At 67.1% G+C, this 12826-nt stretch carries 12 protein-coding genes; 10 read left to right on the forward strand and 2 right to left on the reverse strand.

The annotated features are described in order from the left end of the window. Positions 1–97: 97 nt before the first annotated feature. Positions 98–1294, reverse strand: coding sequence for a 4-hydroxybenzoate 3-monooxygenase (locus tag G6035_RS08150; protein WP_176616586.1), 1197 nt, complete (start codon positions 1292–1294; stop codon positions 98–100). 111 nt (positions 1295–1405) lie between these two features. Further along, positions 1406–2161, reverse strand: a complete 756-nt coding sequence (locus tag G6035_RS08155; protein ID WP_176616587.1) for an IclR family transcriptional regulator — start codon at positions 2159–2161, stop codon at positions 1406–1408. Positions 2162–2338: 177 nt separating this feature from the next. Here G6035_RS08155 and G6035_RS08160 point away from each other — a divergent pair, with 177 nt between their 5' ends. From G6035_RS08160 to G6035_RS08205, 10 genes are all read left to right on the forward strand, one after another. Further along, positions 2339–2788 (forward strand): hypothetical protein, encoded by a 450-nt coding sequence (locus G6035_RS08160; RefSeq protein WP_256127838.1) that lies wholly within the window; start codon positions 2339–2341, stop codon positions 2786–2788. A 73-nt stretch (positions 2789–2861) separates the two neighbouring features. Then, positions 2862–3656, forward strand: coding sequence for an IclR family transcriptional regulator (locus G6035_RS08165; protein ID WP_176616589.1), 795 nt, complete (start codon positions 2862–2864; stop codon positions 3654–3656). Between the two features lie 142 nt (positions 3657–3798). After that, entirely contained in the window at positions 3799–5076 is a 1278-nt protein-coding gene (locus G6035_RS08170) for a cytochrome P450 (protein WP_176616590.1), read from the forward strand. Positions 5077–5079: 3 nt separating this feature from the next. Beyond that, positions 5080–6150, forward strand: coding sequence for a PEP/pyruvate-binding domain-containing protein (locus G6035_RS08175; protein ID WP_176616591.1), 1071 nt, complete (start codon positions 5080–5082; stop codon positions 6148–6150). A gap of 79 nt (positions 6151–6229) precedes the next feature. Continuing rightward, on the forward strand, positions 6230–8107 hold the full coding sequence (locus G6035_RS08180; protein WP_176616592.1) for a PEP-utilizing enzyme: 1878 nt from the start codon (positions 6230–6232) through the stop codon (positions 8105–8107). Further along, positions 8100–8867 (forward strand): SDR family NAD(P)-dependent oxidoreductase, encoded by a 768-nt coding sequence (locus tag G6035_RS08185; RefSeq protein WP_176616593.1) that lies wholly within the window; start codon positions 8100–8102, stop codon positions 8865–8867. The genes G6035_RS08180 and G6035_RS08185 overlap by 8 nt, the downstream gene beginning before the upstream one ends. A gap of 24 nt (positions 8868–8891) precedes the next feature. Next, positions 8892–9212 (forward strand): 2Fe-2S iron-sulfur cluster-binding protein, encoded by a 321-nt coding sequence (locus G6035_RS08190; RefSeq protein ID WP_176616594.1) that lies wholly within the window; start codon positions 8892–8894, stop codon positions 9210–9212. Between the two features lie 4 nt (positions 9213–9216). After that, entirely contained in the window at positions 9217–10476 is a 1260-nt protein-coding gene (locus G6035_RS08195) for an NAD(P)/FAD-dependent oxidoreductase (RefSeq protein WP_176616595.1), read from the forward strand. 23 nt (positions 10477–10499) lie between these two features. Next, a complete protein-coding gene (locus G6035_RS08200) occupies positions 10500–11258 on the forward strand; it encodes an HD domain-containing protein (protein ID WP_176616596.1) in 759 nt (252 codons plus the stop codon). Beyond that, positions 11255–12763, forward strand: coding sequence for an aldehyde dehydrogenase family protein (locus G6035_RS08205; protein WP_176616597.1), 1509 nt, complete (start codon positions 11255–11257; stop codon positions 12761–12763). Before G6035_RS08200 ends, G6035_RS08205 begins: the two co-directional genes overlap by 4 nt. Positions 12764–12826: the final 63 nt, after the last annotated feature.

The following is a 12826-nucleotide window of genomic DNA, read 5'->3' on the forward strand; positions in this document are numbered from 1 at the left end:
ATGCCGGCGCCGGGCGCCTCCAGCACATGGCTGTTCTCGAATGCCTCGGTTTCTTCCATGGCATGCCCTCCCTTTTCTGTCTTCGGTGTAACGGTGCTCAACTGTGGGGCCAGCCGGTGTAGGCCTCGGCAAGGTACTGCTGTCCGTAGCGTGAGGACGCCACCCCGGCCAGTTCGCCCAGGATGCGTTTGCGCTCGAAGCTGGTTTGGTCCTCCCGGGAGTGCAGCATGGTGGTCATCCAGAAGGAGAAGTTCTGTGCCTTCCAGACCCGCTCCAGGGCCGTGTCGCTGTAGCCGTCCAGCAGTTCCGGCGAGCCGGTGGCATAGAACTGCCCGAGGGCCTCAAAGAGCACCCTGACGTCGGCCAGTGCCAGGTTCAGGCCCTTGGCCCCTGTGGGCGGGACGGTGTGCCCGGCGTCGCCGGCGAGGAACATGTTGCCGTGGCGCAGGGGTTCGCAGACGTAGGAGCGGAAGGGCAGGACCATTTTTTCAAAGATCGGGCCGCGCTTGAGCGTAAAGCCGTCCGGTCCGTCAACGCGCCTTTGCAGCTCCGCCCAAATCGCCTCGTCGCTCCACGCAGCGGCGTCCTCGCCCGGGTCGCACTGGAAGTACATGCGCTGAACGTGGTCGTTGCGCTGGCTGATCAGGGCAAAGCCGTGCTCGGAATTGGCATAGATCAGTTCCGGTGCACTCGGCGGCGCTTCAACCAGGATGCCAAACCAGGCGAAGGGGTAGGCGATGAAGTGGTCACTGCGCTTTTCCGCCGGGATGGCGCGCTTGCACATCCCCTGGGAACCGTCGGCACCCACGATGAAGTCTGCCTGCACCTCGAAACGCTGTCCGGCCGGGTCGGTGAAGCGCATCTTCGGAACGTCCGTCTCGAGGTCCAGGACTTCGGTGTCCGTAACGGAAAACCGCACGTCACCGCCGTCGCGCTTGCGGGCGGCAGCCAAGTCAACGAACACCTCGTTCTGCGCGTACAGCCACACGGACTCCCCCACCAGGTCCTGGAAGTCCAGGCGGTGGCTGGTCCCGTTGAAACGCAGGTCAATGCCGTCATGCCGGTGGCCCTCGGTCAGGACGCGGCCATCGACGCCGGACTCGGTGAGCATCTTCACGGACCCGGCTTCCAGGATGCCGGCGCGGTGGGTGTGCCGAATGGTTTCGTGGTCGCGCTTTTCGATGACGATGCTCGCAATGCCGGCCCGTGAAAGCAGGTGGGACAGCATGAGCCCGGCCGGGCCGCCGCCGACAATGCCAACCTGCGTCTTGATGACCTGTGTGGCTGCTGGCATGGGATCTCCTTTGGGAAATGTGTTGCGGGTCTCCCACCACTGTGGCACCGGCAACACCCAAAGCCCTCAAGCATTCTCATTGAATGATAAAAGTGCCCGCATCGCCACTCCCTAGCCCCGCCGCTCCCCCACGGCCCGGGCTATGCCCCTGGCCCCGGTCATGAGGGCTGGCAGGAAGGAGTGGACGGAGACTGCCTGCCGGGCCACCACCACGCCCAGCGCGGCAATGGCCGTGCGCCCGGGCCCGAGCACCGGCACGGCAATTCCCGTGGTGTCCTCATCCACCAGCCCCTCGAGGGCGGCGTAGCCCTGGGCCCGGATGCGGGCCAGGACCCGCCTGAAGTCGCCGGCCCCCGCGTCGCCGGGCACGGTGGCCGCCGGGTGGCGGAGCAGGTAGGCCTCCTGCACGTGCGCGGGGGAAAAGGCGAGCAGCACAAGGCCGGAGGATGTGCGGTGCACCGGCAGGCGGCCTGCGACCCGGGCCTGGTTCACCACCGAATCGCGTCCGGACAGCCGCTCGATGAACAGCACCTCGTCATCCTGGAGGACCCCCAGCTGCGTATGCTGGCCAACCACCGCCTGGATGTCCTCCATGAACGGCATGGCGGCCTCGCGCAGGGTCAGTGCCGACGAACTCCTACTGGCCAGCTCCCACAGCCCGTACCCCAGGCGCACTGCGCCCGAGGAATCCCTGCGCAGGAAATCATGGGCGGCCAGCTGGTCCACCAGACGGTAGGCGGTGGCCAGCGGCACGTCGGCACGGACCGCCAGGACGCCAACGCTCATGGAGGGGACGTCGGCGTCGAAAGCGCCCAATATCCGCACCAGCCGGTCCAGCGACGAGTCCCCCGACTTGGAATTTGCCATGGGGCAATGTTCCCATGTGCGGGCATACCGTGATTCGCGTGCAGTGGAAGGCCCGCATTGTCGCGGCAGCCACGGGCGGACCATGCTGGTTGCATGCCCACGATGCAGCCCTTGGCCAGCCAGTGTGGCCGCCCCGTAACTGCGCACCTGCCGCCCGCTTCGCCAAGTGCCGCCACGATGACACCCGCACCGGCCCACCCCTGGACAGGGACAGCTCCCCTGCTTTGGGTTCGCGGCAATGACGCCCACCCACTCCATGCCTCAGGCCTGGCCATGGCGCTGCCGGGGACATGCCGCTGCTGGGGATGTATCCGGAAGGCCGACGCCGGCTACACCCCCGCAACGGATGGACGCATCATTGGGATCATCGACGGCCACGATTCCCGCCCCACGGCCCTGACCATTGAGGACCGGATTGTCCAGGAGGCCGACAAGACCCGGCGGCTGGCCCCGGATGGCCTTGACACCGTCATGGACTGGTTTGGCCTTGACCGGGCACAGGCCCTGCAGCTGTGCTCGGAGCGCGCGCCCACCCACCGGTTTACCGAAGGGGCCCGGACCATTGAAGGGGCCCTGATCGCCTTGGAGTCGATCACGGTTTCGCCCCAGATGCGGCCCTGCCTTTAGCCTGGCCGGTCCCCGACACTAGACTCGATCCAGATCGGGGACCCCCAGTCCCCCCAGCTGGCAGGAGGCAGCCATGGCCGGAGGCGGGCGCGACGCCGGGCGTTCGGTGACGTCGAAAGTCCTGGCCATCTTGGAGGTTTTCGAAAAATCCCGGGGGCCGTTGAGCCTGACCGAGATTTGCGGGCAGTCCGGTTTGCCGATGAGCACCGTCCACAGGCTGATGGGCGAGCTGACCGATTGGGGGCTGCTGTCCCGTGGAGCCAACGGACGCTACCAGCTTGGCATCCGGTTGTGGGAACTGGCCCAAAACACCGGCAGGCAGCTTCGGGAAGCCGCCAGGCCCCATGTCCAGGACCTTTTCTCGCTGACCGGCGAAACCGCACAGCTCGCCGTTCGGGAGGGCCACGAAGTCCTCTACATCGAGCGCATCTACGGCACCAAACGCGTTCCCCGCGCCTCCCGCGTGGGCGGACGCCTGCCCATGCATGCCACCGCCGTGGGGAAAGTCCTGCTTGCCTTCGGCGAGGACTGGGTACGCACCGCCTACCTCAACCGCGAGCTGGAACGGCCCACGGCCTTCACCCACGCGAACGCCGGGCTGCTGGCCGCCGAACTCGACAGGGCGCGCGAGCAGGGCTATGCCACCACCGTGGACGAGATGCGCCTTGGCGCGTGTTCCATCGCCGTTCCCGTCCTTCACACCGGCAGGGTCGGCGCAGGACTCGGCCTGGTGCTGCCGTCGGCACAAGCTCCCGGCATGACGCGGCACCTGGCCGCTTTGAGGGGGGTTTCGGCCAAAATTGAGCGCGCGACCGCACACATCCCGCTGGAAACGCTGCTGGGCGTCCATCTGAGCGGGCACGACTGACGGCGGCAGCGCCGGTACCATGATTGACTTCCGCTCAGTGGAAGAAAGGTATTTACACCGGGCTGTGATGGGGGCAACACTGGGGGAAGAAATCCGGTGGCGGCGCAAGCCGCACGGCCGGTGGTCAATCAAAGGAGTCCAGATGTCCTCCCCCGCGGAAAACGCCCCCGGTTGCCCGTTCGGCCACGGCGCAGAGGCACCGGCCGGGCACCACGGCTACGAACCGTTCCAGATGAAGGACCCGTTCCCGGCCTACGCCGAAATGCGCGCCGAACAACCGCTCATGTTTGATGAGCGCATCAACTACTACGTCGCCACCCGCTATGACGACATCAAGGCCGTCTTCGACGACTGGGAGACTTTCTCCAGCGAAAACGCCCAGGCCCCTGTGCGGGAGCGCGGCGAGGCAGCCAAAAAGATCATGCTCGATGGTGGCTTCACGGCATATTCCGGCCTTTCGGCCCGGGTCCCCCCGGAGCACACCCGGATGCGTGCCATCGTCCAGAAGGCCTTCACCCCGCGCCGTTACAAGGCCCTGGAACCGGCCATCCGCGAAAACGTGGTCACACGCCTGGAAACCATGCTCGCCCGGCCCGGCCGCGACGGGGACATGGTCCGGGACCTGGCCTACGACATTCCCACCATCACCATCCTGACCCTGATCGGCGCCGACACCTCAAAGATCGACACCTACAAGCGCTGGTCGGATTCCCGCGCAGCCATGACCTGGGGAAACCTCAGCGACGAGGAGCAGGTCCCACACGCCCACAACCTCGTGGAGTACTGGCAGGAATGCCTCCACCTGGTCGGTGCCGCCAAGGAATCCGGCGGCGACAACCTCACGGCGGACCTGGTCCAGGCGCAGGCCGAGGGAGCCGCGATCTCCGACCATGAGATCGCATCCGTGCTGTACAGCCTCCTGTTCGCCGGCCACGAGACCACCACCACGCTGATCTCCAACTGCGTCCGCGTCCTCCTCGCGCACCCCGCACAGTGGGGCCAGGTCGTGGCCGACCCCAAGAAGATCCCGGCCGCCATAGACGAGATCCTGCGGTATTCCGGCTCCATTGTGGGCTGGCGGCGCAAGGCGCTCAGGGACACCACCGTCGGCGGCGTCGACATCCCCCAAGGCGCCGGCCTGCTCCTGCTGATGGGCTCGGCGAACAGGGACGAAGCACGGTTCGAGGACGGCGAGGCCTTCGACATCTCACGCCCCAACGCCCGCGAACACCTCTCCTTCGGCTTCGGCATCCACTACTGCCTGGGCAACATGCTCGCCAAGCTGCAGGCCAAGATCGCCCTGGAGGAGATCGTCCGCCTGGCCCCGACCCTGCAACTGGTGGCCCCGGAGTCCATCACCTTCCGCGAAAACCTTTCCTTCCGCGTTCCCGAAACCGTCCCCGTCACCTGGGAGTCCTAGGCCATGAAAAGCAACAGCTACATCCAATTCTTCGACGGCGGCATTGAACCGACGCTGGACAACCTCGGCGGCAAGGGTGCATCCCTTGTCACCATGACGGAGGCCGGCATGCCGGTCCCGCCCGGATTTGTCGTCACCACGGCCGAGTTTGACGCTTTCATGACGGCTGCGGGGATCGCCGACAAGATCGCCGCAAGGTTGAAGGGGCTCGACCCGGAGGACGTCGCCGAGGTGGACCGCCTCTCCGAGGCAATTCGCACGGACATCTGCTCCCGCCCCATCCCCGAGGAGCTTCGCGAGCTGACCCGGAGTGCCTACGAGTCGCTGATGTCCCGCTTCGAGGCCCCCGTTCCGGTCGCCGTGCGGTCCTCTGCGACGGCCGAGGACCTGCCCGATGCCTCCTTTGCCGGCCAGCAGGACACCTACCTGTGGCTGGAGGGATTCGACTCCGTGGGCGAACACATCCGCCGCTGCTGGGCGTCGCTGTACACCTCCCGCGCCATCATCTACCGGCTGAAGAACAACATCCCCGACGCAGGCCTGTCCATGGCCGTCGTGGTGCAGAAGATGGTCAACAGCAAGGTGGCCGGCGTCGCCATGACCCTTGACCCGGCCACGGGCGACCGCTCCAAGATCACGATTGATTCCTCCTACGGGGTGGGCGAAATGGTGGTCTCCGGGCAGGTCACCCCGGACAACATCCAGCTGGACAAGGTCACCTTGGCGCTCATCCACGAATCCCTCGGCACCAAGCATGCCGAACTGGTCCCCGACGCCGCCTCACACTGCCTCGTCGAACGCGAGGTGGACGAGTCCCGCCGGTCCGTCCGCAGCCTCACCGACACCGAGCTGGCAGCCGTGGCCCGGATGGCCAAGCGGGCCGAAAAGCACTACAAGTGCCCGCAGGACATTGAATGGGCCCTGGACGCCGACCTGCCCGACGGCGAAAACCTGCTGTTGCTCCAATCCCGCCCGGAGACCGTCCACTCCTCCAAGCCGGCCACCGCCCCTACGCCGATCGTGACGGGTGGCTATGCCGCCACCTTCGGCTTCACCCCCAAGCTCCCTGCCTGACGCGGCCCGTCCGCCCCGTTTACCGGCACTTCACCACATCAACCCGGCTCAGTGCTGAGCCACCACGAAAGGGCATGACATGTCCATGAAATCCTTCCCGAAACCCTCGGAGCTGGCCGTCCCCGCCGGCGCCGAAGGCTGGGAAAAGCTGTACCCGTACTACCTGACCTTCCAGGAAAGCCTCAAGGATGAAGAGGACGCCAAGTTCTGGTTCTGCGATTCGCAGCACTGGCCCACCGTCTTCAAGCCCTTCGAGACCATTGGCGGGGAGTTCGCGGTCAAGTGCCTGGGCCAGTACAACGCCCGCCACCTGATGATCCCCAACGCCAACGGGATCGAGTTCCGCATCCATCTGGGCTACCTGTACATGTCCCCCATCCCGGTGCCGGAGGAGCAGATCGCCGCGCGCGTGCCGCTGTTCGAGGAGCGGGTCGGCCACTATTTTGCCAACTGGAACGAAAAGCTGGCCCAGTGGCACACAAAGGTCCGCGGCACCATCACCGAAATGGAATCCCTGGGCTTCGCCAAGCTGCCGGACCTGGTCCCCATGGCGGACATCCTCTCCGGCAAGGCCAAGGACGGCTCGGAGGTGCTGCTGGAAAACTACGACCGGCTGATCCAGCTGGCCTACCAAAACTGGCAGTACCACTTCGAATTCCTGAACCTGGGCTACATTGCCTACCTGGACTTCTTCAACTTTGCCAAGGCGGTCTTCCCCAACATCCCCGACCAGTCCATCGCCACCATGGTCCAGGGCGTGGACATGGAGCTGTTCCGCCCCGACGACGAATTGAAGGAGCTGGCCGCCCTCGCCGTCGAACTCGGCCTGCAGCCATCCTTCACCAACACGGACGACGCCGCCGCCACCCTGGCCGGGCTCGCTGCGGTTCCCGGCGGCGAACGCTGGCTGGCCCGTTACGAGGAAGCCAAGGACCCCTGGTTCAACTTCACCGTCGGCAATGGCTTCTACGGGCACGACAAGTACTGGTACGAGTACCAGGAGATTCCGCTGGGCTACATTGCCGACTACATCCGCCGCCTCGACGACGGCCAGGAGATCATGCGGCCCAAGGAGGCGCTGATCGCCGAAAAGGAGCGGATCATCGAGGAGTACCGCGAACTGCTCGACGCCGACAACCAGGCAGTGTTTGACGCCAAGCGCGGCCTTGCCGCCACGGCCTACCCCTATGTGGAGAACCACAACTTCTACATTGAGCACTGGACCATGGGCGTGTTCTGGCGCAAGATCCGCGAACTCTCCCGCATGCTGCATGCCGAGGGTTTCTGGAACGGGCCCGACGACCTGCTCTACCTGAGCCGCAACGAGGTCCGCGATGCCCTCTTCGACCTCGTGACCGGCTGGGGCGTCGGCGCCAAGGCACCCATCGGCCCCATCTACTGGCCCGAGGAAATCGAACGCCGCCGCATCATTGTCGACGCACTGAAGACCGCCCGGCCACAGCCGGCGCTGAACACACCGCCGGAATCCATCACCGAACCGTTCACCCGCATGCTCTGGGGCATCACCACCGAACAGGTGGAGCAGTGGCTCGGCGCCGGCGAGGCCGTTGAGGGCGGCGGGCTGCGCGGCATGGCCGCCTCCCCCGGCATCGTCGAGGGCCGGGCCCGCGTCATCCACGGCTCCGACCAGCTCGCCGAGGTGCAGCAGGGCGAAATCCTGGTCGCGACCGTGACCGCACCCAGCTGGGGCCCCATCTTTGGCAAGATCAAGGCCACCGTGACGGACATTGGCGGGATGATGAGCCACGCAGCGATCGTCTGCCGCGAATACGGGCTCCCCGCCGTCACCGGCACCGGATCGGCCTCCACCACCATCACAACGGGACAGTGGCTGCGCGTCAACGGCACCAAGGGCACCGTCGAAATCCTCGACCACCCCCCGGTCTCGGGACCCGGCGCCCACAGCCACACACACGGGGAGCAGATCGATGCCTGATCCTACTGCTGCCGCCCCGGCCGCCCGGACCGTGCTCATCACGGGTGCCGCGGGCGGGCTGGGCCGGGCCTTCGCGTCCGGCTTCGGCGCCCGCGGCCACCGCGTGGTCGTGGCCGACGTGAACCTTGCCGGCGCCGAGGAAACGGCCGCACAGCTCAGGGCCGGCGGGGCCGAATCCCTGGCCCTGGAGACCGACGTCACGGACGCGGCGTCCACAGAGGCGCTCGCCGCCCGCGCCGCCGAATTCGGCGGCGGCCGCATCGACGTCGTCCTCAACAACGCAGCCATCTACGCCACCGTCACCAGGACGCCGTTCGAGGACATCGACCCGGCCGAGTGGGACCTTGTCATGAACGTCAACCTCAAGGGCCCCTGGCTGGTGACCCGGGCGGCGAGCCCCTACCTCCCCGACGGCGGACGCGTCATCAACCTCTCCTCCGCCACCGTTTTCTCCGGCTCGGAAAACTGGCTGCACTACGTGGCCTCCAAGGGCGGAGTGGTCGCCATGACCCGCGTCCTGGCCAAGGAGCTGGGGAGGCGCAACATCACCGTCAACACGATCGCCCCGGGCTTCACCCTCACCGAGGCCAGCTACGGGCTCATGGACAACGCCGAAAACTACGGGGTTGACCGCGGGGCGCTAAAGCGGGCCAGCCAGCCCCAGGACATTGTGGGCGCGGCACTGTTCCTTGCCGGCCCGGACAGCTCGTACATCACCGGTCAAACCCTGGTCGTCGACGGCGGCCGGCAGTTCATCTAACCCACACCACCTGAAGGAGGAGCCATGCCAACGGTTCATTTCACCGACACGGCGGGAACGGTCCGCGACATCGAGGGCAACGTCGGCGATTCGGTCATGGAGACCGCCGTACGCAACGGCGTACCGGGCATCGTTGCCGAATGCGGCGGCTCGCTGTCCTGTGCCACCTGCCACGTCTTTGTCCGCGATGACGACTTCGCCGCCCTGCCGCCCATGGAGGACATGGAGGACGAAATGCTCTACGGAACAGCCGTGGACCGCGAGGACAACTCGCGCCTGTCCTGCCAGTTGCGCCTGCACGAAGGCCAGGAACTGCACGTGACGACCCCCGAAACCCAGGTGTAGGACCATGGCTGGGAAGGAAACCGACCTCCTGATTGTGGGCGCCAGCCAGTCCGGGGTGCAGCTGGCCATCTCCCTGCGCGCTTTGGGCTTCGAGGGGCACATCAAGCTGCTGGGCGACGAGGACCACCGCCCCTACCAGCGCCCGGCCCTGTCCAAGGAATTCCTGCAGGGCACGGTGGAAAGCGAGTCCCTGATCTTCCGTTCCAACGACTACTGGGACGAGCACAACGTCACCCTGGTCAAGGGAGCCCGGATCGTCAGGGTGGAAAAGGGCGCCGACGGCTCCGGGGTGGCCCATGCAGCCTCCGGGGAGTCGTTTGCATTCAAGCGCCTGGCGCTGACCGTTGGCGCGCGGGCGCGCCACATGGACGTGCCCGGCGGCGACCTGGCCGGGGTGGTCTACCTGCGCAATGCCGACGACGCGCTGAACCTCAAGCGCATTGCCCCGGAGGCCACGGACGTGGTGGTGGTCGGCGGCGGCTTCATCGGGCTCGAGGCAGCCTCCAGCATGCACAAAATGGGCAAGCGTGTGACCGTCCTGGAATACGGCCCACGGCTCGTGGGCCGGGCCGTGGGTACGGACACCTCCGAGTACTTCCTGGACGCCCATCGCGGGCGCGGGATCGACATCCGCCTCAACGCAAGGATCGCCCGGCTGGTGGATTCCGGGGAAGGCGCCGTCTCCGGCGTCGAACTGGAAGAAGGCACCGTGGTGCCGGCGCAGATTGTGCTGATCGGCATCGGGGTCATCCCCAACACCGAACTGGCCGAACAGATGGGCCTGGCCGTGGAAAACGGCGTCGTGGTCGATTCAAACGCGCTGGCCTCGGACGGCACCACAGTGGCCGTGGGGGACGTGGCCAACATGCCCAACCCGCTGCCCGGCGCCCCGGCAGGGGAACGCATCCGCCTGGAGAGCGTCAACAACGCCATCGAACATGCCAAGGTGGCCGCGTATTCCCTCATGGGGCGGCGGGAGGACTATGCGGGCATTCCGTGGTTCTGGTCCAACCAGGCCGATCTGAAACTGCAGATCGCGGGCCTGTCCCTGGGCTACGACTCCACCGTGGTCCGGCGGGACGACGAACGCGGCAAGTTTTCCGTCCTCTATTACCGCGGGGGGCAGGTCATCGCCGTCGACTGCGTGAACACCCCCCTTGACTTCATGGCCGTGAAGAGCGCCCTGGCGAAGGGCCAGAACATACCGGCCGGCGCGGCTGCCGACCCGGCCGTTGCACTTAAGTCCATCACCACGGACGCCTGAACCTGATTCCCCCAAGGAGCACCATGAACAACCACAACAGCACCGCCGCGGGCAGCCAGGCCCCGGCGTGGAGCCCGCCGGAACCCGGTCTTGACGCCCGGGACCCCCGCGCGCTGGCGTTCGCCGCGGCGCACCCGGTCCGGCCCATCCCGGCCACCGGACCGGTGGACACCACACCCATAGCGGGCACCCCCGCCCCCGGCCTCGAGGCCTTGTGGGGTGCCGTCGTGCCGGAAACGCGGACCCGCGGCAACGACATCCACCTGCCCATCTCGCTCGCCTTCGCCGCCCGGCTGTGCGACGCCCACCCGGAGGCGGACCGCGAACTGGTGCTCGTGGCGGTGCTCTTGCACGACACCGGCTGGGCGCACGTGGACGAATCCCGCATCATCTCCGAGGGGTTTTCCGGGGACTGGCGCACGGCCGCCATCCGGTACGAGCACGAAGCCGAGGGCTGCAAGGTGGCCCGGCGGGTGCTGCCGCCGCTGGAATACTCCGGGCCGTTCATCGACCGGGTCTGCGAGATCATCGACGGCCATGACACCCGGCACGTCGCCTACTCCCTCGAGGATGCACTGGTCCGCGACGCCGACAGGCTGTGGCGGTTCGACCAGGCCGGCATCGCGCTGGCGTCGTCCTGGTTCGGCATGGACCCGGCCACCTACACCGACCGCCTGGCCGGTGAAATCATCCCCGAACTCATCACGCAGGCGGCTGTTGAGATGGGCACCACCGACCTCTCCCGATCCACGGCCCTGCTCCAGACGAAAGTGATCCGATGACCTCACCCGCGCTCGCCGCCAGGGCCGCCCTCACCCTTCCGTACACCCATGTCGAGTCCATGTTCATCGACGGGAACTGGGTGGCGGCGGACGGGGCCGGCCGCAACCAGGTCACGGACCCCGCCACGGGCCAGGTCTGGGGTTCCGTGCCGGACGGCTCCGACACAGACGTGGACAACGCGGCCGGAGCCGCGCGCCGGGCCTTCGACACCGGGCCGTGGCCACGCCTGGCCCCCGAGGAGCGGGCAAAATACCTGCTGCGCATCGCGGACGAGGTGGAACGCCGGGCCGACGCGCTGGCCCTGACCAACACCCGGGAGAACGGCTCTCCCATCGCCGAATCTCGCGGCGCCGCGGCCAATGCGGCCGGGATCTTCCGCTACTTCGCAACCCTGGCCGGCTACCTCGGACGCGAGGACGTCCGCCCGTTCCCGTCCGGCGTCGGCGAGTCCGTGGTCCGGCGCGACCCCGTGGGCGTGTGCGCCCTGATTGCCCCGTGGAACTTCCCGATCAACCTCATGGTCATCAAGCTGGCGCCCGCCCTGCTGGCCGGCTGCACCGTAGTGATGAAGCCGGCCTCCCCCACCCCGCTGTCGCTGCGCCTGATCGTCGACTCCGTCGCCGCGGCGGGCGTGCCGGCCGGCGTGGTCAACATGGTGACCGGGTCGGGGCGCCTGGGCGATGCCATGGTCAGGCACCCCCTGGTGGACAAGGTTGCCTTCACGGGCTCTACACCGGTCGGGCGAAAGATCGCCTCGGCCGCCGGCGCCCTGCTCCGCCCGGTGACACTGGAACTGGGCGGCAAGTCCAGTGCGATCGTGCTGCCGGACGCCGACCTCGATGCCATGGGCGGCGTGCTGGTGCGCTCCTGCATGCGCAACACCGGACAGACCTGCTACATCTCCACCCGCATCCTCGCACCGGCCTCCCGCTACGGCGAGGTGGTGGACATGGCCACCACCACGATCGCCGCCGGGCGCCAGGGCGACCCGCTGGATCCGGCAACGGTGTTCGGCCCTGCGGCCACGCCCGCGCAGTTCAAGACCGTCATGGAGTACGTCGCGTCAGGGCATGCCGAGGGCGCGCGGGCCACGACGGGCGGCCGGGCGGCCGTTTTGGGCGGCGGACTGGAGAACGGCTGCTTTGTGGAACCCACCGTCTTTGCCGACGTCGAGCCTGCCATGAAAATTTCCCGGGAGGAAATCTTCGGCCCGGTGCTGTCCATCCTGAAGTACGACGGCATCGAGGAGGCCATTGCGCTGGCCAACAACACCGGGTTTGGCCTGGGCGGGCTCGTCTTCGGTGCCGACCCCACGGCGGCGCTGGCCGTGGCGGACCGCATTGACTCCGGCTCCGTTGGCATCAATTTCTTTGCCTCCAACCACTCGGCACCCTTCGGCGGGCGCCACGACTCGGGGCTCGGCACGGAGTATGGCATTGAGGGGCTGAACGCCTACCTTTCCTACAAATCCATCCACCGGCGCGCATCGGCCCGTGGCGTGTAGGCAGGAACCCGCCGAGCGGAGTCTTGCGCCCGGCGGCAACAGGGTCCTTACTTGTTGCAGGAC

Source organism: Arthrobacter sp. SDTb3-6 (genome assembly GCF_013376095.1).
Classification (GTDB): Bacteria; Actinomycetota; Actinomycetes; order Actinomycetales; family Micrococcaceae; genus Specibacter.

Bases quoted from the DNA above. Each gene is read 5' to 3' on its own strand.
- G6035_RS08160 (WP_256127838.1), top strand. From the start codon at position 2,339: ATGACACCCGCACCGGCCCACCCCTGGACAGGGACAGCTCCCCTGCTT.
- G6035_RS08190 (WP_176616594.1), top strand. From the start codon at position 8,892: ATGCCAACGGTTCATTTCACCGACACGGCGGGAACGGTCCGCGACATC.
- G6035_RS08150 (WP_176616586.1), bottom strand. From the start codon at position 1,294: ATGCCAGCAGCCACACAGGTCATCAAGACGCAGGTTGGCATTGTCGGC.
- G6035_RS08165 (WP_176616589.1), top strand. From the start codon at position 2,862: ATGGCCGGAGGCGGGCGCGACGCCGGGCGTTCGGTGACGTCGAAAGTC.
- G6035_RS08195 (WP_176616595.1), top strand. From the start codon at position 9,217: ATGGCTGGGAAGGAAACCGACCTCCTGATTGTGGGCGCCAGCCAGTCC.
- G6035_RS08185 (WP_176616593.1), top strand. From the start codon at position 8,100: ATGCCTGATCCTACTGCTGCCGCCCCGGCCGCCCGGACCGTGCTCATC.
- G6035_RS08205 (WP_176616597.1), top strand. From the start codon at position 11,255: ATGACCTCACCCGCGCTCGCCGCCAGGGCCGCCCTCACCCTTCCGTAC.
- G6035_RS08175 (WP_176616591.1), top strand. From the start codon at position 5,080: ATGAAAAGCAACAGCTACATCCAATTCTTCGACGGCGGCATTGAACCG.
- G6035_RS08155 (WP_176616587.1), bottom strand. From the start codon at position 2,161: ATGGCAAATTCCAAGTCGGGGGACTCGTCGCTGGACCGGCTGGTGCGG.
- G6035_RS08170 (WP_176616590.1), top strand. From the start codon at position 3,799: ATGTCCTCCCCCGCGGAAAACGCCCCCGGTTGCCCGTTCGGCCACGGC.
- G6035_RS08180 (WP_176616592.1), top strand. From the start codon at position 6,230: ATGTCCATGAAATCCTTCCCGAAACCCTCGGAGCTGGCCGTCCCCGCC.
- G6035_RS08200 (WP_176616596.1), top strand. From the start codon at position 10,500: ATGAACAACCACAACAGCACCGCCGCGGGCAGCCAGGCCCCGGCGTGG.